19 protein-coding genes and 1 tRNA gene are annotated in these 19,548 nt (G+C 65.1%); 5 read left to right on the forward strand and 15 right to left on the reverse strand.

Annotated elements, in window-relative coordinates; all coding sequences use genetic code 11:
- A partial coding sequence (locus VGD10_RS10715) for a DUF4241 domain-containing protein (protein ID WP_331040811.1) occupies positions 1–531 on the forward strand: 531 nt, incomplete at its 5' end.
- A gap of 174 nt (positions 532–705) precedes the next feature.
- Positions 706–1,617 carry a LysR substrate-binding domain-containing protein gene (locus tag VGD10_RS10720; RefSeq protein WP_331040812.1) on the forward strand — a complete coding sequence of 304 codons (912 nt, stop codon included), beginning with the start codon at positions 706–708 and terminating at the stop codon, positions 1,615–1,617.
- Here the strand turns inward: VGD10_RS10720 and VGD10_RS10725 are convergent.
- Together VGD10_RS10725 and VGD10_RS10730 are read right to left on the reverse strand one after the other, a co-directional pair.
- A complete protein-coding gene (locus VGD10_RS10725) occupies positions 1,583–2,329 on the reverse strand; it encodes an SDR family oxidoreductase (protein WP_331040858.1) in 747 nt (248 codons plus the stop codon). The two genes, VGD10_RS10720 and VGD10_RS10725, sit on opposite strands and share 35 nt — an antisense overlap.
- Positions 2,330–2,342: 13 nt before the next feature.
- Positions 2,343–2,804, reverse strand: coding sequence for a peptidylprolyl isomerase (locus VGD10_RS10730; RefSeq protein WP_331040813.1), 462 nt, complete (start codon positions 2,802–2,804; stop codon positions 2,343–2,345).
- Positions 2,805–2,940: 136 nt separating this feature from the next.
- Between VGD10_RS10730 and mgtE the strand changes: the two genes are divergently transcribed.
- Positions 2,941–4,356, forward strand: coding sequence for a magnesium transporter (gene mgtE, locus VGD10_RS10735; RefSeq protein ID WP_331040814.1), 1,416 nt, complete (start codon positions 2,941–2,943; stop codon positions 4,354–4,356).
- 44 nt (positions 4,357–4,400) lie between these two features.
- The gene (locus VGD10_RS10740; RefSeq protein ID WP_331040815.1) at positions 4,401–4,805 is read left to right on the forward strand and encodes a DUF1489 domain-containing protein; all 405 of its coding nucleotides are present in this window, start codon (positions 4,401–4,403) and stop codon (positions 4,803–4,805) included.
- On the opposite strand, the gene VGD10_RS10745 is transcribed toward VGD10_RS10740, so the two are convergent.
- The 6 genes from VGD10_RS10745 to VGD10_RS10770 form a co-directional block, all read right to left on the reverse strand.
- On the reverse strand, positions 4,785–5,498 hold the full coding sequence (locus VGD10_RS10745) for a head GIN domain-containing protein (protein ID WP_331040816.1): 714 nt from the start codon (positions 5,496–5,498) through the stop codon (positions 4,785–4,787). The genes VGD10_RS10740 and VGD10_RS10745 overlap by 21 nt on opposite strands.
- A 46-nt stretch (positions 5,499–5,544) precedes the next feature.
- The gene (locus tag VGD10_RS10750; RefSeq protein WP_331040817.1) at positions 5,545–6,282 is read right to left on the reverse strand and encodes a head GIN domain-containing protein; all 738 of its coding nucleotides are present in this window, start codon (positions 6,280–6,282) and stop codon (positions 5,545–5,547) included.
- Between the two features lie 114 nt (positions 6,283–6,396).
- Complete coding sequence (locus VGD10_RS10755) at positions 6,397–6,933, reverse strand: CarD family transcriptional regulator (protein ID WP_331040818.1); 537 nt, start codon at positions 6,931–6,933, stop codon at positions 6,397–6,399.
- A gap of 211 nt (positions 6,934–7,144) precedes the next feature.
- Positions 7,145–7,483, reverse strand: a complete 339-nt coding sequence (gene fdxA / locus VGD10_RS10760; protein WP_331040819.1) for a ferredoxin FdxA — start codon at positions 7,481–7,483, stop codon at positions 7,145–7,147.
- 29 nt (positions 7,484–7,512) lie between these two features.
- Positions 7,513–7,806, reverse strand: a complete 294-nt coding sequence (locus VGD10_RS10765) for an RNA-binding S4 domain-containing protein (RefSeq protein ID WP_331040820.1) — start codon at positions 7,804–7,806, stop codon at positions 7,513–7,515.
- A complete protein-coding gene (locus VGD10_RS10770) occupies positions 7,799–10,312 on the reverse strand; it encodes a helicase-related protein (protein ID WP_331040821.1) in 2,514 nt (837 codons plus the stop codon). Before VGD10_RS10770 ends, VGD10_RS10765 begins: the two co-directional genes overlap by 8 nt.
- Positions 10,313–10,542: 230 nt before the next feature.
- On the opposite strand from VGD10_RS10770, the gene VGD10_RS10775 reads away from it, so the two are divergent.
- Positions 10,543–12,039 (forward strand): M23 family metallopeptidase, encoded by a 1,497-nt coding sequence (locus VGD10_RS10775; RefSeq protein ID WP_331040822.1) that lies wholly within the window; start codon positions 10,543–10,545, stop codon positions 12,037–12,039.
- A 50-nt stretch (positions 12,040–12,089) separates the two neighbouring features.
- Here the strand turns inward: VGD10_RS10775 and VGD10_RS10780 are convergent, their stop codons facing one another.
- The 7 genes from VGD10_RS10780 to VGD10_RS10810 all read right to left on the reverse strand — a co-directional run bounded on the left by VGD10_RS10780 (position 12,090) and on the right by VGD10_RS10810 (position 19,513).
- A complete protein-coding gene (locus VGD10_RS10780; protein WP_331040859.1) occupies positions 12,090–13,724 on the reverse strand; it encodes an ATP-binding protein in 1,635 nt (544 codons plus the stop codon).
- Positions 13,725–13,852: 128 nt separating this feature from the next.
- The gene (locus tag VGD10_RS10785) at positions 13,853–14,614 is read right to left on the reverse strand and encodes a TIGR02186 family protein (RefSeq protein ID WP_331040823.1); all 762 of its coding nucleotides are present in this window, start codon (positions 14,612–14,614) and stop codon (positions 13,853–13,855) included.
- Entirely contained in the window at positions 14,611–15,525 is a 915-nt protein-coding gene (locus VGD10_RS10790; RefSeq protein WP_331040824.1) for a sulfite exporter TauE/SafE family protein, read from the reverse strand. The genes VGD10_RS10785 and VGD10_RS10790 overlap by 4 nt, the downstream gene beginning before the upstream one ends.
- A gap of 43 nt (positions 15,526–15,568) precedes the next feature.
- The gene (locus VGD10_RS10795; RefSeq protein ID WP_331040825.1) at positions 15,569–16,162 is read right to left on the reverse strand and encodes a hypothetical protein; all 594 of its coding nucleotides are present in this window, start codon (positions 16,160–16,162) and stop codon (positions 15,569–15,571) included.
- Between the two features lie 404 nt (positions 16,163–16,566).
- Positions 16,567–17,955 carry a glycosyl transferase family protein gene (locus VGD10_RS10800; RefSeq protein ID WP_331040826.1) on the reverse strand — a complete coding sequence of 463 codons (1,389 nt, stop codon included), beginning with the start codon at positions 17,953–17,955 and terminating at the stop codon, positions 16,567–16,569.
- Positions 17,956–18,061: 106 nt separating this feature from the next.
- Positions 18,062–18,148: transfer RNA gene (locus VGD10_RS10805), tRNA-Leu, on the reverse strand.
- Between the two features lie 111 nt (positions 18,149–18,259).
- Positions 18,260–19,513, reverse strand: coding sequence for a vanadium-dependent haloperoxidase (locus VGD10_RS10810; RefSeq protein ID WP_331040827.1), 1,254 nt, complete (start codon positions 19,511–19,513; stop codon positions 18,260–18,262).
- Between the last annotated feature and the right edge of the window lie 35 nt (positions 19,514–19,548).

Consider the following 19,548-nt stretch of genomic DNA (forward strand, 5'->3'; position numbering starts at 1 on the left):
TCTCCGCCGCTGGCCTTCCCAACCGGCAGGCTGGTCGGTTCTGACGCTGGTATTACTTACGGGAGCGAACCCTACCTGCGCCGGCTCCCATCTGGCCGCTTCAGAATGGGCGCACTGGTGGAGGTAAGTCAGTATCCAGAGGGCGTGTTCGAGACGGCTTTGGCAGGCACGATTTTCTATTCCGACGAGCCGGTGGTTACTTGGATTGCGGCAAACTGGGCGTCTGTCGGGCGCGAGGATCCTCAAAGGCCTGGTTGCTATCCAGTTGACGCCGCGAGAGGGTCGCTGTTCGATGCCGGGGCGTTCTACCGCTATGACGAGGCGATGGGCGATAGTCGCATACGGGCCATCATCGACAGCTGGCTCAAAGAGTATCCGGCCTTCCTGCCGCTCACGGGCTTTGGCGGCGGCGGCGCTATCTTCAACCCAAATTCCGACGGCTGTTATCCGACATTCTACGGCCTCTCCGCCGACGGGAATGTGGCTTTAGCGCTTACCGATTTCACCTACGCCTTCAAACCAACCGGCTAGGCTGCGGATAAAAAAGGGGCCGGACCCGAAGGTCCGACCCATGAATAGTTTTTAGGAGAGGATGCCTGAAAGGCAGGCTCTATTTCGCAGCTGCACCATTTTTGTGCAATTGCGAAGAGATTTCGCGCAGGTGCAATAGTTGCAATCAGCAACCTGGAAGTCTAACCTCCGGGCATGCGCCGGCTGCCGCCCCTCACCGCCATCGAAGCATTCGTGCAGGTGGCGCGGCTTGGATCGGTCAAGGCCGCCGCCGAAGCTCTCGCCCTCTCCTCGCCGGCGCTAAGCCGCCGCATCCAGTCCTTGGAGCGCTATGTCGGCCATCCCTTGTTTGAGCGGCGGCATCAGGCCGTCCACCTAAATCCTGACGGCGAGCGACTACTGGCCGAGATCGGCCCCTCGCTGGACTCGCTTTCCCGAGCGATGGAGCGCGCCGCCGGCGACGGGGAATTGATGCGGCTCCGGCTTGCGGTCCTGCCGCTCTTCGCCTCGCAGCGGCTAATGCCGCACCTCGGCGAGCTCCGCGCCATTCACCCTGAGCTTCACATCGACATCGACACCGGCGCCCACGGCCTCGCTCGTCTCGACGAAGGTCTCGACGCCGCCATCGCCATCACCACCGAAGTCGATCCGAACCTCTATTCCCGCCGCATCGACAGCAACCGCGTGATTGCAATCGGCGCACGCCGGCTGCTCGACGAGGGGATCCGCGAGCCCGCCGACCTCGCCCGCGCCACCATCTTCCTTCACCGGGACCTCCCCGACACCTTCGATTACTGGAAGGAGGCGATCGGGCTTCCGCACCTGCAGCCGATGGCGGAGGACCATTTCGATTCCGGACAGCTGATCCTCGACGCGGCCGCGGAGGGGCTCGGCGTCGCCTTCATGCTCGAAAGCCACTTGAAGGAGTCGCATGACGAAAGGCTGGTTCAGCTTTTCGCGCAGGCGGTCGAAAGCCCTTACAGCTATTGGTTCGCCTGCCGCCGCTCCTCACTCGCGCGCCGGCCAGTGCGCATCTTCCACGACTGGCTATTCAACGACATTCTCGGCGAAGCTACAGCTTCAGCGACGCAACGATCCGCCGCATGAGCGCGCGCGGAATGACCCGGCCCGATTGCGCAGTAACTTTGTTAGTGAGACCGGGGACGATCACCGCCTTGTTCCGCTGAAGACCCCTTAGTCCGGCACCGACCACGGCGGGCGCATCGGCGGAAAAGCGGTCGAAGCTCTGGCTGGTGACGCCCGCTACTTGGCCAAACTCTGTCCGCGTTGGACCCGGGCAGAGCGCCGACACTCTAATGCCCTTCCGCCTCAGCTCCTGGTGCAGCGCCTCGCTGAAGGAGAGGACATAGGCTTTAGTCGCGAAATAGACGGCGAAACCCGGCCCTGGCTGAAAAGCCGCCGTCGAGGCGACATTGAGGATGCCGCCCCGCCCGCGCTCGATCATCTTCGGCAGTGCAAGATGAGCGAGCGTGGTGAGCGTGCGGATATTGAGGTCGATCATCTGCTGCTGCCGACCCAGCGGGATGTCGGCAAAGCGGCCGGTGAGACCGAAGCCGGCATTGTTGATCAACGTTTCGATCCACAGCCCCAGCCGCTCCACCTCCGCCATCAGCTCGGCCGCAGCCTCCGCCTTCGACAGGTCGGATGCGATGACATGAACCTTGCCGCCAAGCTCGGCCGCAAGCGCATCGAGCCGCTCCCGCCGCCGCGCCACCAGCACCAGTTCGTCGCCCCGCGTCGCGCACTGGCGCGCAAACTCCGCGCCGAGCCCGGCCGACGCGCCGGTGATCAGCGTCACGGGGCGCAAGGAATCAGTCCCTCAGCGTCGCCTTCACGATCTTCCCCGGCTGGCGCGGCGGCTCGCCCTTCGGAAGCGCGTCCACATAGTCCATGCCTTCGACCACCTCGCCCCAGACGGTGTACTGGCCGTCGAGGAAGCGGGCATCCTCGAAGCAGATGAAGAACTGGCTGTTGGCACTGTCCGGGTTCATCGCCCGAGCCATGGAGGCGGTACCGCGCACATGCGGCTCGCGGCTGAATTCGGCCTTGAGGTCCGGCTTTTCGGAGCCGCCCATGCCGGTGCCGGTCGGATCGCCGCCCTGCGCCATGAAGCCGTCGATCACGCGGTGGAAAACAGTGTCGTCATAGAAGCCCTCGACGGTGAGGTCCTTGATCCGCTGGACGTGGCCGGGCGCGAGGTCCGGGCGGAGCCGGATCACGACATCGCCGCCGCTGTCGAGGGTCAGCACCAGGGTGTTCTTTTCGTCGGCCATGTCGATATCTCCTTTGTCGCAAGCCGGCACTTAGGCAGGGCGCATCCGATAAACCACCCTCAAGGCACCAAAATATCGACAGGGCGGTAAAGCGCGCCTAGGAGACGGGAAGGCTGCAGATTTCGGGGAGAGGGCGATGAGCGAGAGCGAACTCGAAACGCCCGACGGTGCCCTTCCCACCGCCGAAGACCGGATGGATGAGGACGACCGGCTGAAGCCCGAATTCGTCCGCGCCGTAATGGAGCGCGTAGAGGCGGGCGATGCCGAAGGGGCCCGCGCTCTGGTCGATCCGCTGCACCCGGCCGACATTGCCGACCTGTTCGAACTGGTCGATACCGACGAGCGCCGGGCGCTCGCAGCCGCGCTTGCCGACCTCCTCGACGGGGACGTGCTGTCGGAAATGAACGACTGGGTGCGCGACGAGCTGATCGATGCGCTCGAACCGCACGAAGTTGCCGAAATTGCCGGCGAACTCGAAACGGACGACGCCGTCGCCTTGATCGAAGACATGGAGGAGGACGAGCAGCGCGCCGTTCTTCGCGCACTCGACCCCGACGACCGCGCCGCCATCGAGGAAGCGCTCACCTTCCCGGAGGAATCCGCCGGCCGCCTAATGCAGCGCGACCTTATTGCGGTGCCCGAACATTGGACCGTCGGCCAGGTTATCGATTATCTCCGCCGCGGCGAGAACCTCACCACCGACTTCTGGGAAGTCTATGTGGTCGATCCGCAGCACAAGCCGGTCGGCACTATCCTCCTAAGCTGGATCCTCCGCACGCCGCGCCACTTCGCCGTCGCCGACCTGATGCAGCGCGAGCAGACGTTGATCCCGGTCGACATGGACCAGGAGGAAGTGGCGCTCCGCTTCCAGAAATACGCGCTTATCTCCGCGGCCGTGGTGGATCAGAACGGGCGGCTGGTCGGCATGATCACTGTCGACGACGTCGTCCACATCATCCAGGAGGAAGCGAGCGAGGACGTGCTCCTCATGTCCGGCGCGGGCGATGAAGGCGACATCAACCAGCCGATCCGCGACAGCTACCGCGCCCGCGTCCGCTGGCTTATCGCCAACCTGTTCACCGCCCTCGTAGCCTCCTCGGTCATCGCCCTTTTCGGCGGCGCCATCGAGGAGATGGTGGCGCTCGCCGTGCTGATGCCGATCGTCGCCTCGATCGGCGGCAATGCCGGAACGCAGACCATGGCCGTTGCGGTGCGGGCGCTCGCCATGAACCAGCTTACCCGATCCAACACTTGGCGAACGATCTGGCGCGAGATCCGGTTGGCGCTTTTGAACGGCCTCACCATTGCCCTTCTGATCGGCGTCGGCGCTGCGCTCGTTTTCTCGAATCCGCAGCTCGGCGGAGTGATCGCAGCAGCGATGCTCATCAACATCGCCATCGCGGGCCTTGCCGGCGTTCTCGTCCCGGTACTCCTCGAGCGAATGGATCAGGACCCGGCGGTCGCCTCCTCCGTGTTCGTCACGATGATTACTGATTCGATGGGTTTCTTCGCCTTCCTCGGGCTCGCCGTCGCGTCCGGCTTAGCGGGCTAAGCTGTTGATCTGGGGCCGCTAATGCGGCATCTGGATTCGCGTTTATGACATCCCTCAACATCAGCAAGGTGGCGGTCGGCTGTGCGAGCTTCGACGCGCTGAAGCGCCGACAGGAATTGCGGCTCACCGGCGGCGTGGTGCCGATCACCACCCGCTTCAAGCCTAAGCGAGCCGACGAGCTCGTCGGCGGCTCCATCTACTGGATCATCAAGCACAGGATCACCGCCCGCCAGACCATTCTCGGCTTTGCCGAAGGTGAGGACCGGCGGACGGTGATCGCGCTCGATCCGAAGCTGGTGCCGGTGAAGGCGCGACCGAAGCGGGCGCATCAGGGCTGGCGCTATCTCGATCCCGCCGACGCACCGCTGGATTTCGATGGCGACGACGAGGGGCTGGCAGCGCTTCCGCCCGCGCTCGCAATCAAGCTGTCAGCGCTGGCGCTGATCTGAATATTTAGAACAGAGGATCTGGCCGGAGCCGAGCAGCTTCACGGTACAGGCCGCGCTTCCCGCAATCACGGTATCGCCCGATCCCGTGCCGTTCACCGTCGCCGCGCGCCGCACCGCCATATTTATCGTGCCCGCCGTGTCGGCATTGATCTCCGCATCTTCCGCCGTAAGCGCCTGCGCATTGAGGTCGCCCGTGCCCTGCACACCCGCGCGAACCGTCTTCGCCTTGCCGCCGACCTCGATGGCCCCCGATCCGACCAGACCGACGATCAGCGTATCGGCTTCAACCTTAGGCATTGAAAGCCGTCCGCTTCCGGAGAGTGATGCGTCGAAGCGCATCGTCTTCACCTTATCGATGCTGAGGCTTCCCGATCCAACGACGGTGGCCGACCGGAGATCGTGCGTGGACAATGTTATCTTGGCAGGCGCGGTAGTTGCGCCCGGATAACCGCTCCAAGCGGACCGGTTCGGACGTACGCGAAGCATCCGCCCCTGCACCTCCACCGACACCCGGTCTGTGGCTTCCGTGCTCCCGCTGATAGTCGCCGACGGCGGCTTACCGGTGGCCAGCACCACTTCGAAAGGTCCGTCGACCTGCACTCGGTCAAAGTCGGTGATCGTGACGCGCCGGTCCGCGGCCTGCGCCGGAGCGGCAAGAGCGATGGCAAGGAGAGCAAGCATGGTCCTTTTCATGCGAAGGACCATGCCGCCTAATGGTTAACGTGCCGATAAGGAGGGCTCACGCGCCGCAGCGAACGTCGCCCGATCCGCGCTTGTTGACCGAGCAGCGGGCGCTACCCGCCATCGTGACGTTGCCGGAGCCCATGACCGACACGTCGGCCGTTTCAGTGGCCTGTGCCCTTACGTCGCCAGATCCGACGATCGACACTTGAGCCTGCCGGCTGCTCACGCCGGCCAGGTCGATGTCGCCCGAACCCGCGATGGATGCCTTGAGGCGACCGGCACTGCCCGCCGCGCGAACGTCGCCCGATCCGGCGACGGAGAAATCGGCTTCGTTCACGCGCAGCGCGCCGATCTGCATGTCGCCCGACCCTGCTATGGAGCCGGCGAAACGCTCGCCTTCGACCTTGTCGATCATCATGTCGCCCGATCCCGCCACGGCTGCGGAGGCGAGGCGGGGCGTCGTCACATAAACGGTTACGGGCTTCCGGTCGCGGCCCCAGCCGATGCTCCACTGCTCGCCCTTCTTCGTGCCGATACGGAGCGTGCCGTTTTCGACGCGGATGTCCATCCGTTCGATCATCTCCGCGTCGCCCTCGGCACGAACCGACGGCGCGCCGCCAACCGTGACGACAACATTCTGGGAGCCGGCGAGTGCGACCCCCTCGAATGCGCCGACATTATAGGTCTGCTGGGTGGTTCGGCCGCTGCCGCCCCCGTCGCCGTCCTGGGCATCGGCCGCCATGTTACATGCCGCCAGTGCGAGCGTGGACGCGAGAATATAGAATGAACGCATGGCTTCCTCCCAAGCTGTGTTAGATAGATAGTACACGCTAGGTAGGTCTGCTGCAATATGAAAAAGGCGGCCCCGCCGGGGCCGCCTTTTCCGAATAAAACAAGCGCGCGAGCCTTATTTCTCGAGCACTTTGTCCTTGTTATAGATCGCCGCGGCCTTGTTGAGGATCTCGAGGATCTTCACCAGAGCAGCCGGCTCGTCGGTCTGCTCCATCGCCGCAAGCTCGCGAGCAAGACGGCTGGAGGCGGCTACGAAAATCTGCCGCTCCGAATAGCTCTGTTCGGGCTGGTCGTCGGCACGGAACAGGTCACGGGTCACTTCGGCGATCGACACGAGGTCGCCCGAATTGATCTTCGCTTCATATTCCTGGGCGCGGCGCGACCACATGGTGCGCTTCACCTTCGGCTTGCCCTTAAGGGTCGCGAGCGCTTCCTGCATCGTCTTGTCGGACGAAAGCTTGCGCATACCGACGCTTTCCGCCTTGTTGGTCGGAACGCGCAGCGTCATCTTTTCTTTTTCAAACCGGAGAACGTAGAGTTCCAGCTGCATCCCCGCGATATCGGTGCTCTGGAGTTCGATGACACGGCCCACACCGTGCTTGGGGTAAACTACGTAATCGCCAACGTCGAAGTTCAACGCCTTCGTTGCCATTTACAAACCTTCCCGTGGAAATTAGCCGCCAATACCGGTCCTCAGCTGCATCTGCCCCAATTAGACGCAGTCTCCAGTCTCCTGATTTTGCGGCGATTCTGATCGATCACCAATGCGGCCACCTATACGCAGCCGCTTCGATGACGATTATGTAACACAAAAATGGCGCAAAAGCCAGCGCTGCGAACGGATTGCAGCGCGAAGTGCGGGATCAGTCGCCCTGGCCAGGGTTCGCCGAGAAATATTTGTCGAACTTGCCTTCCTCGCCCTTATGCTCGTCGGCATCGGCGGGAGACTCCCGCTTCCGGGTCAGGTTCGGCCATTCCGCCGAATAGGTGGCGTTGATCTCGAGCCACTTCTCAAGACCCGCTTCGGTGTCTGGAAGGATCGCCTCGGCCGGGCATTCCGGCTCGCAAACGCCGCAATCGATGCACTCGCTAGGGTTGATGACGAGCATGTTCTCGCCCTCATAGAAGCAGTCGACCGGACAGACTTCGACACAGTCCATATATTTGCAGCGAATGCAGGCTTCCGTGACGACGTAGGTCATGTGCTTCTCCCGAGGTGCCGATTCCCTAGTCAGTCTCCTCGGGGCTCGTCAACGGCTTCCCCGATCTCGCTGTAGAGAAGCCGCGCCTCCGCGGGCGGGCCGCGCCGCTTCGGCAGCGCCTCGATCTTCAGCACCCGCACCTTGCCGCGGATGGCGAAGGATAGGACGTCGCCCACCCGAACGGGGACATGGGCTCGGTCGATGATACGCCCGGCAAGCCGCATACGCCCTTCCTCGGCAAACTGCTGGGCGAGGCCGCGCGTCTTCACGATCCGCGCGAACCACAGGAATTTGTCGAGCCTCAGACTTTCGGCTTCAGCCACGCCGCAATCCTGCGAGCGCAGCGAAGGCGCCCGTCGCTTCCGCCTTCCGCTCGGGCCGCCGCCGCTCCCGGCCCCGCCAGATCCACCCCGCCTCGCTCTCCGCCGGACGGAAACCGATGTCGCGCATCAGCTTTGCCACCGCCTGCGGCTGGAGGCCGAGCGACGTGACTAAGGCTTCGTCCACCACCGACGCCTCCTTGCCGGCGCGCACCTCATGCGCATGCCGCGCCAGCCGCTCGGCAAGATCTACGCGCAGCATCTGCGGCCCCGTCGCGCGGAAGCCGAGGCGGGTGAGCCGCGCCCGTTCCCGCTCCTCCTTAGGGGCCGGCAGCACGACACTCGCCTCTGGCGGCAGCGCGGGCATCTTCTCATTCGCGGCCGCTGTGCGGAGCGCCGTCCGCCAGCGCCGCGCCTCCGGTTTCAGGATATCGGGCATGAAGATGTCGAGCGCGCCGATGCGGACGCGCAACTTCGAGATCGCTCGCCTCTCGTCACGCGTGAGCGCCGCCAGCGGCTTCGAAACGGTTTCGCGCGCAACGATGCCGCCTTCGTCGACCAGCATGGCGAGCACCGCCCGCACCGCCGGCGACGCTCCCGCATCCTGCGCCGCCGAGCCTGCCGCCCGGAGCGGCCCCAGCGCGCGCTCCACCTGCTCCCGCACCCAATTCTTCAGCCGCTCGATCACCGCCTCACGCCCGTTCTCAGATAGGCGGTCAATGCGCCGGTCGAGATGGACCCGCGGTGAAAGCAGGTTCTTGCCCTGCCCAAGTCGCGCAACTTCGTGCCCTCGCCAAAGGATCGCCACCGGCTGATCCGCCTCAGTCCGGAGCGAAAAATGATCGTCCGTATCGGCGACCAAAGCCGCCGCCCTTTTCTCATATTCGCCGCCCAGCCGCCGTTCGGCAGTCGCTAGCAGCATCTTCCGGTCTTGGTGCCGCGCGGCGGGATCGACTTCGAAGTTGAAACCCTGAAGCCGGCCAATCGCATAGCTTCCGACCGACACCTCGCCCTGCTCATCGACGATTACCGGGAATTCGCCCGCGCCCTTGCCGCCAACGTCCCGCATCAGCACCGACGTGCGCCGGTCGACGAAACGCTGCGTCAGCCGCTCGTGGAGCCCGTCGGACAGCTTCTCCTCCACCTCCCGCGTCCGCTCCGCCATCGTCTCCGGACTGGCCAGCCAGTCGGCGCGGTGCGCGATATAGGCCCAGGTCCGCACTCCCGCGATCCGGTCGGCCAGCGTGTCTATATCGCCCTGTACGTTGTCGAGCTTAGCCACTTCCGCTGCATACCAGCCCTGCGGGATGCGGCCGTCCCCCTCCGTCAGGTGGGTGAAGATGCGGGCGACAAGCCGCGCATGATGATCGGGGCCCGTCTTCCTGAAGTCCGGCAGCCCGCAGGCCGCCCAGAGCCGCCGCACATTATCGCCTTTGGCGCGGGCGCGAACCTGCGGATCGTCCGCCAGCCGCTTCAGCACCGCAAGATCCACCGCCTCTGGGGCCGCACGCAGGCCTGCCTCCGACGGCCGTCGCTCGAGCGAGCGGATGAGGCCGTCGATGGTCCGGAAATCCGGATCTCCCTCCCGCCAGTAAAGATGGTCGAGCGGCGCGAAGCTGTGCTCCTCGATAGCCTCGATCTCCTCCGGCCGGAACTCGGCGCCATATTCGCCTTCCAGCATCAGAGAACCGAAAGTGCCGTCACGCTGGTGCCGTCCCGCGCGCCCCGCGATCTGTGCCATCTCGGCGGGGGAGAGGCGCCGCCGCCTGTGCCCGTCGAATTTCGTAAGCCCGGCAAAGGCGACATGGCTCACGTCCATGTTGAGCCCCATGCCGATCGCATCGGTGGCAACGAGATAATCGACCTCGCCCGCCTGATACATGGCGACCTGGGCGTTGCGGGTCCGGGGTGAAAGTGCCCCCATCACCACCGCGGCGCCGCCGCGCATCCGCCGCAGCATCTCGGCCACCGCGTAGACCTGCTCGGCGGAGAAGGCGACGATGGCCGATCGCGGCGGCAGGCGCGAAAGCTTGGTGGGCCCTGCATACGTCAGCGTCGAGAAACGCGGTCGGCCGATGATCTCCGCCTTCGGAAGCAAAGAGCGCACCATTGGCGTCAAGGCCTCCGAACCAAGGATCATCGTTTCCTCCCGCCCGCGCGCATGGAGCAGACGATCGGTGAAGACATGGCCGCGCTCGTGGTCCGCGCCGAGCTGCGCCTCGTCGAGCGCGACGAACGCAAAATCGCGCTCCATCGGCATTGATTCCGCGGTGCAGAGGAACCAGCGGGCGTCCTTCGGCAGGATCTTCTCTTCGCCGGTGATGAGCGCGACCTGGTTCGCGCCCTTCAGCTTCACCACCCGGTCATAGACTTCCCGCGCAAGCAGCCGCAGCGGGAAGCCAATCATCCCGCTCGAATGGGCGCACATCCGCTCCACCGCCAAATGGGTCTTGCCGGTATTGGTCGGCCCCAAAATGGCCGCGAGAGGCGCCCGGGCGAAATCGCTCATGAGCTATAAGTCGGCACATCGTTGGCAAAGTGCAACGGGCAGCCGCGGTTCCATGGCCTATACTTCAACTCATCGCCGGGAGCTTTCGCTTCGCCGCAGCGGCGGCCGCCAAGCGCCGGATGTAATTTGACTTTAACCTTCTTTGTACACGAACTGAGTTCCTGCCGGCGGACCGCGGCGGGGGTTTAGCGGGTCTTGGGGGGCATCTAGCCTTGTACAGATTTGGGGACGTGAACGTTGGAAGCGGCGGCGGCGCGGCCGTCCTGCGGGCCGACGCGCCCCTGTTCCGGCCCGCGCCGATTCCCGCGCCAGCAGCACGTGCGCCCCGTCTTCCTGATTTCGATCTTGTCCAGGATCTCGGCGTCCGCATCGGCTCGCCGGAATGGTTTCGAGGGCTCCTAACCTGCGCCGCGCTTTGCTATACCGCCTTCAGTTTCGCGCCCGGTCTTGAGCCGGTCACCGGCGCCTCGCCCGCTCCGCTCGCCGATGTAGAGCTTGAGGAGGCCCGCGCCTTAGCCTTTTCGCCACTCGCTTACGGCGCCGATACCGGCCGCCGCATGGCTGCGACCGATGCCGTCCGGCCGCTCACCGACACGCCGGAGCGCCCCCGCATCGACCTCACCGCCACCCTAGGGCGCGGCGACAGCTTCGCCCGCGTGTTGCAGCGCGCCGGTGTCTCCGCCGCAGAAGCAAACCGGCTCGAAGCCATGGTTGCAGACACGGTGGATATGACTGCTATCCAGGCGGGAACCCCGCTCGAACTCACGCTCGGCCGCCGGCCGAACCGAACGGTTGCGCGGCCGCTTGAGAGCCTCTCCTTCCGCGCCCGCTTCGACCTAAGGCTCGCCGTCGAGCGGGTGAACGGCGCAATGACGCTGAAGCGCATCCCGATCGCCGTCGACCATACCCCGCTCCGCATCCAGGGCTTCGTCGGCTCAAGTCTCTATCGTGCTGCCCGCGCATCGGGCGCGCCAGCCAAGGCCGTCGAAGCCTATCTTCGGGCGCTCGCGACGCAGATCAACGTCGGCAGCATCGGCGCGGACGACCGCTTCGACCTCATCATCGAACAGCGCCGCGCCGAAACCGGCGAGGTCGAGGTCGGCAAGCTTCTGTACGCGGGCCTAGAACGCGCAGACGGCAAGAATCTCCAGCTCATGCAATGGGCGCAAGGCGGCAGCGCCCAATGGTTCGAAGCGTCCGGCGTCGGCAGGACGAGCGGCATGCTGCAGCGGCCGGTGCCGGGCTCCGTCTCTTCCAATTTCGGCATGCGCCGCCACCCGATCCTCGGCTATTCGCGCATGCATAAGGGCATGGATTTCCGCGCCGGCTACGGCACCCCGATCCTCGCCGCGACCGACGGCGTGGTCAGCGCTGCCGGATGGGCAGGCGGTTACGGCCGGCAGGTCCGCCTCCGCCACGCCGGCGGCCTCATGACCAGCTATTCGCACATGAGCCGCATTTCCGCGCGCCCGGGGCAGCAGGTCCGCCAGGGACAGGTGATCGGCTATGTCGGCTCGACCGGCCTCTCGACCGGGCCGCACCTCCATTACGAACTCTATCGTAACGGTGCGCCGGTAAACCCGATGTCCGTCAAGTTCACCACCCGCGCCCAACTCAGCGGCTCCGACTTGGCCAACTTCCGCGCTAAGCTCCGCAGCCTGCTCTCCGTACCGGTCGGAGCAGCACGCTCCGCCAATAAGGAAACGGCGGCCAAGCCCTCCGCCTGACCGCCGCTCAAAATCCAAATCGACGCGGCGCCGCTCGCGCCGCCTTTCGCTTAACCGCTCTGGCTCCGCCAGCGCTTGACGACACGGCCGATCATCGCCTGCTCGTCGCCGCTCTGCTTCCACAGTTCCGAGAAGAGCGGGTCGGCCGAGGCCGGGCGGCGATCCCGCTCAAGATCGTCGAAGGCAACGCGGATCGGGATCGACACGCCTTCGCCGCAGACGATGCATTCGCGGTTGCGGAGCGCCGGAATGACGTCGAGGAAGCCGCGCGCGCCCTCGGGCATGGCCGACTTCACGAACGCTTGGTCTCGGTCGTTGTTGAGGCGCATCGCAATGATCGTGCCGCACTGGGAAAGCACGCCTTCGGCAAGGTCGGACGGACGCTGCGTAATGAGGCCCAGCGACACGCCGTACTTACGACCTTCCTTGGCGATCCGCTCCAGAATCTTGCGGACGGCCTGGCCGGACGAAGTCTTGTCGGCGGGAATGTAACGATGGGCTTCTTCGCAGACGAGCAAAACCGGCCGCTGCGCTTCGTTGCGCGACCAGATCGCATAGTCGAAGACGAGGCGCGACAGCACCGCTACCACCACCGACGTGATGTCCGAGGGCACGCCGGACACGTCCACAATCGAGATCGGTTTGCCGCTCGCGGGCAGGCGGAAAATCTTTGAAATGAAGCTCGCCATGCTGTCGGCGACGAGCATGCCCGAGAACATGAAGCTGTAGCGCGGGTCAGTCTTCAGCTCGTCGAGCTTCGACTTCAGCCTCATGAACGGCGCCGTGTCGGTCGCCTTGTTCAGAAGGCCCATTTCGTTCGTGATTGCGCCCGTCAGGTCCGACAGCAGATAGGGAACCGGCGAATCCACGGTGAGCTTGGTCATACCCTCGGCGGCACGGTTCTTCGAGCGCGCCTGGAGAAGACACTTGGCAAGGATGTCGGCGTCGGCCTGGCGATCGGCGCCGCTCGAGGTGAGGATCACCTCGCAATGCTCCTCGAAGTTCATCAGCCAGTAGGGCATCTGCAGGTTGTCGACGTTGAACAGCTCGCCATAGCCCTTGAAGGCGGCGGAATATTCGCCGTGCGGGTCGATCATGACGATGTGACCCTCAGGGGCCAGTTCGCAGATGCGGTGGAGGATCAGTGCCGCCGAGGTCGACTTACCGGTACCGGTCGAACCCAGCAGCGCGAAGTGCTTGCCGAGCATTGCGTCAATATAGAGTGCGCCGCGCACGTCCTTGGTCGGATAGACGGTGCCGATCTCGATATGCGCCTGCTCGCTGGCGGCAAACATCTGCTTCAAATCGCTGCCCGCTACGGGGAGCACCTTGTCGCCCGGAATGGGATAGCCGGTGATGCCGCGCTTGAAGTTGGTAAGCTCGCCCGTCTTCTCGTCCTCGTCGCCTTCGCCAAGGAAGTCGATCTCCGCGACGATATTGTCACCCGAAGAATCCGCCACCTGCAGCGTGCGGACATTGGCGAGGATCCAGCGCTTGCCGGCGCGGAGCTTCACCTGACTTCCGACCTGGCCCGACATAGCGACGCTGGGATCAGGATCGTTCCCCAGCTCGCGAAGGCGCGCACCGTCGATCTCGATCTTGGAACCGCCGCCTGAAATCTCGATCACCTTGCCGATCGGAGCATGGGTGGCGCCGCTCTTCCGCTGCGGCTCCTGCGCCGGCATGTAGCCGAGCGGCTGATCGGGTTGCGGAACGCTGTGCATGTTCATGTCGGTCATGGCGGTAGTCTTGCCCCTTCACGCGTGTTTGGTGCGCGGAGCGTTAACCCAAAGATGTAAACAACTCTTTGCCGTCAGCGGCGGCGGAAGACGGCGCTTCCCGCCCAGCCGAGCAGGATCGAGATTGCGACTGCGATAAGGCCGTAGGCGAGCGACCAGCGTTCGGCGAAGTCGGCAACGAACTTCTCGAAACCCAATTTGTCGATCTGGATCTCCCGCACCGCGCCCGCGACGACCCGGCCGTCCTGAATGAGGAAGGTTTCGGCCGTGTAGGTGCCGACGGGCACCTGCGCCGGAATGCTGACGCGGCCGCGGTAGAGCACGCCTTCGCTGATCTCGACGCCGCTCGGGCTCTCGATATAGACGCCGCCGCGCCGGCGAAGGTCGAGCAGGCCCGCTTCGAACCGGCGCTGCACCTCGACCGGCGCGCCCGTGCCGGGCGAGAGCTGAAGGTTCTGGAGGCCGAGCTCATAAATAGCCGCAGTCCGCTCGTCGATCAGTTCGGAAAGCGGCCGCGATGACGCCACGGCGTAGAAGGCCGGAGCCGAGCGAAAGCGGGCGCTTTCGACATTCATCCAGATGCCGGCGACCTTCTGCTTCTCGCGGACGACGATCCGTTCGGTCGGTCCCTTTACCACCACGGCGATATCGGCCGGCCTGCTCGGCGCGCGCCCGCCCGGGTAGAGAATGGCGCCGAACAGCAGCAGGTCGGCGCCCGTGAAGCTGTAGCGTATCTCGATCTCGCGCTGCGACACGTCCGGCACCAGCTCGGGCTTCGCCTGCCCCAGCGCGAAAGGCGCGGCGGCGAGCAAAGCGAGGGCGCGGAGCCGCCTCACAGCATCTGCACCGTGTAGATTTCGTCCGGGCGCCAGCCGAGCCCAAGCGCCATCCGCACCGCCACCGCCAGCACCACGATCGCGAGGAACATGCGCAGCATCTCCGGCTTCACCCGCTGGGCAAGCCGAACGCCGAACTGCGCGCCGATCACGCTGCCGAGGAGGAGGAGCACGGCAAGGACGATGTCCACCGACCGGGTGGTGGTCGCGTGGACCAGGGTCGTCGCGGCGGTCACGAACAGGATCTGCAGGAGCGAAGTCCCCACCACCACCTGCGCCGACATGCCGAGCAGGTAGATCATTGCGGGCACGACGATGAACCCGCCGCCGACGCCCAGAAGCACGGTCAGCATGCCCGACACGAACCCGAGCAGAAGCGGCGCCAGCGGCGAGATGTAGAGGCCGGAGCGGTAGAAGCGCCAGCGGAGCGGCAGCGCGACGATCAGCGGGTTGTGCCGCCGGGAACGCGGCCTCGCCGTCTCTTTGGGCTTGATGATGTCGAGCGCGGTCGCCGCTTCCTTCGCCATCAACAGGCCGATACTGCCCAGCAGGATCACGTAGAGGAGCGCGATCACGGTATCGATCTGCCCGCCCTGCTGCAGCAGGCGGAACAGGAAGCCGCCGACCAGCGAGCCGATGAGGCCGCCCGCGATGATGACGCCGCCCATAAGATAATCGACGCCCTTCCGCCGCCGGTGTGCGAGCACGCCCGACACGCTGGTGCCGGTGATCTGCGTCGCCGCCGAAGCCACCGCCACGGTAGGCGGAATGCCGTAGAAGATCAGGATCGGCGTCGTCAGGAACCCGCCGCCGACGCCCAACATCCCGGTCAGCAGCCCCACCAGCCCGCCGATCGCGATGATGGTGAGCGCGTTGACGGAAAGGCCGGCGATCGGGAGGTAGATATCCACGCGCGGACGCTAGCGGCTTATCTCAGGCGGCGGAAGATGCCGCTCAGAAGCCGGTGGAGAGCGTGAGCGTCGGCCCGCTCTTCGGCTCCGCCTCGCCTGCGACACGCAGCCGCCAATCCACGGCGACGACGACCCCCGCTTCAGCAAAAGGCATCCGGAACGATGCCTGCGGCCCGACATCCACCCGCTCAACGCCCGGCTGGGCAGCGCCCCATGCGCCGATGCCGATCTTCGTCTCTCCTGCGGGGTAGCTGAGCTTCGCCGATCCGTCGGCGAACAGGTCGCGCGCCTTCATTCCCACCAGACCGGCCTGCCCATAGGCGTCGAGCTGCAGCGGTCCCGCCAGCGCCTGGCTTACTCCGCCATAGGCAGTCAGAGAAAAGGCCGAACGGCCACTCTTTCCCAAAGCTTGCCGCCGCTCCGCCAGAAGATGAACGGGCACGTCCGCCAGCGGCTGCCAGTCGACGCCTGCAGCCACTTCCGAACCTTCGAAGCTATCGAGAGGTGCATAAATCCTGCCGCTCAGCGCCAGCGGCCGCCGTACATCAGCATTCAGCCGGTAGGTAAGACGCGCGCCCGCCTGACTGCCGCCGAGCAGGCTGCCCGGTGCCAGTGCAGCGGCATTGCTGTCCCGCACGAACGACCAAAGGGAAGCGGACCATCGGCTCTGCTTCTGCAAGGTAGGAGCGAGTGCGACGGGAGTAGGCCTGCTACCAGGTTGGAAGAGTGTCGGCCTCGGCTGCTGTGGATCTACCGTCGCCTCCGGTAGAACAGCGGCTGCTATTGCTGCGTGAGAGGGCATAGCGGCAGGCGGTGTGAAGCTGACCCTCACCGCCTCGACGAGAGGCGTCGCCGCCCCTTGAATAGGAGACGCAGCAACGGCCGCAACCGCCGGCGACTTAGCTGGAACGAAGGAGACGCCTTCGGCGGCCGGGGCTATCGGCTCCGGGCTCATCCACCAGTCTGAGGCGAATACCGTTCCCCTGAGGCACACCCAACCCGCCAGCACCAGCGTCAGGAATCGAAGAGGCGGCGATCCCTTCATTCGGCGGGCAGCTCTGCCGGAAATGCATGCGCCGTCTTGCGCCAGTCGGCCCGCCCGCTCCGGCGGATAGTGCGATAGCGGAGCACCGCATGCCAGGCGGCCGAGATCGCTACCACGTTGCTCACCGCCACGCGCGGGAGCGAGATGAGGCCCTGCTTCCAGCCATAGCTATGGGTGACGAAGGCGAAGCGCATGGACAGGCGCCAGACCAAAATTGCGAGGTTGAGCAGCAGGATGAAGGCGAGCAGTTCGGACACGGGCTGCGGCCGCCAATCGGTCACCAGCTCCGGCACCTTGAGGAACACCCACAAGCCGAAGCTCAGATAGCCGAAGAACAGCAGCACGGCGGCGAGCAGCGACTGCCGGTCGCGAAGCCGCATCCACCGTTCGGCAAGACCGCCCCTCCAGCCGAGCCGGTCCCAGCCTGAAAGCGCGATGCCCGTCATCCAACGCGCCTTCTGATTCACCGCCGCCCGCAACGTTTGCGGAAAATATTCCTTCGTCGCGACCACTGCGCCGCGCCCTGCCGCTATCCGCGCAAAGGTGCGGCGGCCGCCAATCTCGCTGAGCTTGAGACCTAGCTCATAGTCCTCGGTGAGGCTGTCGGCGTCGAACGGCAGGCCGCCGTTCCGCTCCGCCATCCGGACTAGCGCGTCGCAGCGAAAGGCGCAGCCGACACCAGCGGATGGAACCGCGGCGCCCAAAGCCTCCCTGACCACCAGCTCCTTCGCGTGGGATTCCGCAAACTCGTCCGCATAATGGCCGCTGACCCACAGCGACTTCGGGTGGATGAGCGGCACGACCGGCAGTTGAACGAGATCATATTCTTCGCTGAGCGCATCGAAGATACGGAGTTCCGCCGAATGCACCACATCCTCAGCGTCGTGCAGGACCACCGCCTTGAACTGCCGTCCTTCCGTTCGCTCGTCCGCAAGCATCGCCTCCCATAGCCGGTTGAGGCAGTCCGCCTTGGTGGTAGGTCCCGGCACTGGCCCCACTACCAACCGCACCCGCTCATCGGCAATGGCGCGCACCTCGGCAATGGTGGCGGCATCGTTCGGATAGCAGCCGACATAGACGCGGTAGTCGGAATAATCGAAAGTCGCGAGCGTGTGCCGGAGCATCGTTCCAATCACGCCTGCTTCGTCCCAGGCGGGCGTGAAGACGGCCAGCCGTCCCGGCTGTGCTGGCTTTGGGAGCGTCTCGACGCGGAGCGGCTCCACGCCTTTCCGCCGCTTCAGGAGCAGGCCGCCGGCGAGCACCAGCCAGACCGCGTCGATGAAGAGATCGCCGACGCCCAGGATCAGGAAGCCGCTGGCGGAAAACAGCGCCGCCTCGCGCATGAGGAAGTCCAGCGCCGTCAGAAGCGCGTCCGCACCTGCCATTGCCGAAAGTCCCCGATTCGAAGGGTCGATGATCAGATACGGAGGGAAAGCTGGCAAGTGGGGCGGCCGAAAGCCGCTTCGCGCCCTGACTTGCTACTGAATCAAATGGTGCGGTCGAGAAGACTCGAACTTCCACGTCCTTTCGGACACAACGACCTCAACGTTGCGCGTCTACCAGTTCCGCCACGACCGCACATTTGATGATTGAGCGCAAAGCGCCCTCTGGCAGGAGCGCGCCTCTAGCAAAGGCCTTTTGCCGACGCAATGCCGCTTCCCAACGAAATGGGAAAGCGGCACCAGCCCCTTAGCGCCCCTTCTTCTTCGGCTGCGGCAGCGGGCGCATCACGCGCTGGAGGGCAAGCTGCCCCACCTTCCGACCCAATTCCTCGCCCGCCTCGTTTGAGAAGCGATAATGGACGCCGCCATAGGTGCGGGAGGCCGAGACTTCCTTCACCCAACCGTCCCAATTGGGCACGACCTGGACGATGCTGTTAGGGATCGACCGGGACGCCACCCTTACCCCGCCCGGCGGCGAGGCGCCCACTTCGGCCTTCATCACCTCGGCGATCGCAGCTGTCCCGCTGCAATGGGCGCAGGGATATTCCGGGTGGTTGGGCGTGCCGATCAGCGGCTCCCATGCCGGATCGGCGGTTGTCGCCGGATTGCCGTCGTCCTCTGCATTCCGGATCGCCGTGATCGGCCGCCAGAAATTGTAATGGAGCTTGGCCGCGCCGGTCGCGACATTCGCATCGTCGCTCACCATGTTGAACATCGCGAACATGCGCGCATTGTCGACCACCCGCCGGCCCTTCGCGTCGGCGATGAGCCGCAGCGACGGTGTCATGTTGGGCGTGATGCGATAGCGGGCCATCAACGATTGCTGCGGCGTCCGCGTCTTGCTGCTCTTGGCGCCGATCTGCTTGATCTCTTCGAAGTCCTTGGCCCAGCGTTCGCTGTCGAGTGCGGGCGGCGGCCCCGGACGGACCTCCTCCCAATTCTTCAGGATCCAGGGTTTGAAGGTGAAGGAATAAGGCTGGAAGACCGGGAGCTGCGTCGCTGTCCAGACGCCCGGTGCGGTGCGCGGCCTGTACGGCGTCTGCGCCATGTCCGGCACGAACCCTCCGGAAGCGAGCGCTAGCTTCGCCGCCGCCTCGCCGATCGCCTTGCCCTTGTCGCGGGCAGCGACGTTCGAAATACCCATCATCGTCACGTTATAGCTGTCTTCCAGCGCCGTCTTCTGGCCCGGAAAGTGCGACAGTAGCACCTGATAGGCTGCTGTCGCGGCCGCAGCCTCCTGCGACGCCGTCGGATCGCCGGCGGCCATGCCAAGATAGCTTTCATAACGGCGGTCGATGGCATTCAGCGCTTCGAACATGGCGATCGCGGCCTGTGTCTGCGCGCGGTCATGCTCGCCCGTGCGCGGCGCATCCGCCGGAGGCTGGCTTGCAGCGGTGATCAGCTGCGCGAAGTCCATCCATTCGCAAACGACGTCGGCCGAAGCCGGCGCGGCGCCGAACGCAAGCGCGGCCCCGGCCGCCAGAACAGCGAATTTCCTCATGAATTCCTCCCCTTCGACTCAAGGCCGATGGGCGG

Origin of the sequence: Allosphingosinicella sp. (genome assembly GCF_036402135.1) — a bacterium.
In the GTDB taxonomy this organism is placed as follows: domain Bacteria; phylum Pseudomonadota; class Alphaproteobacteria; order Sphingomonadales; family Sphingomonadaceae; genus Allosphingosinicella.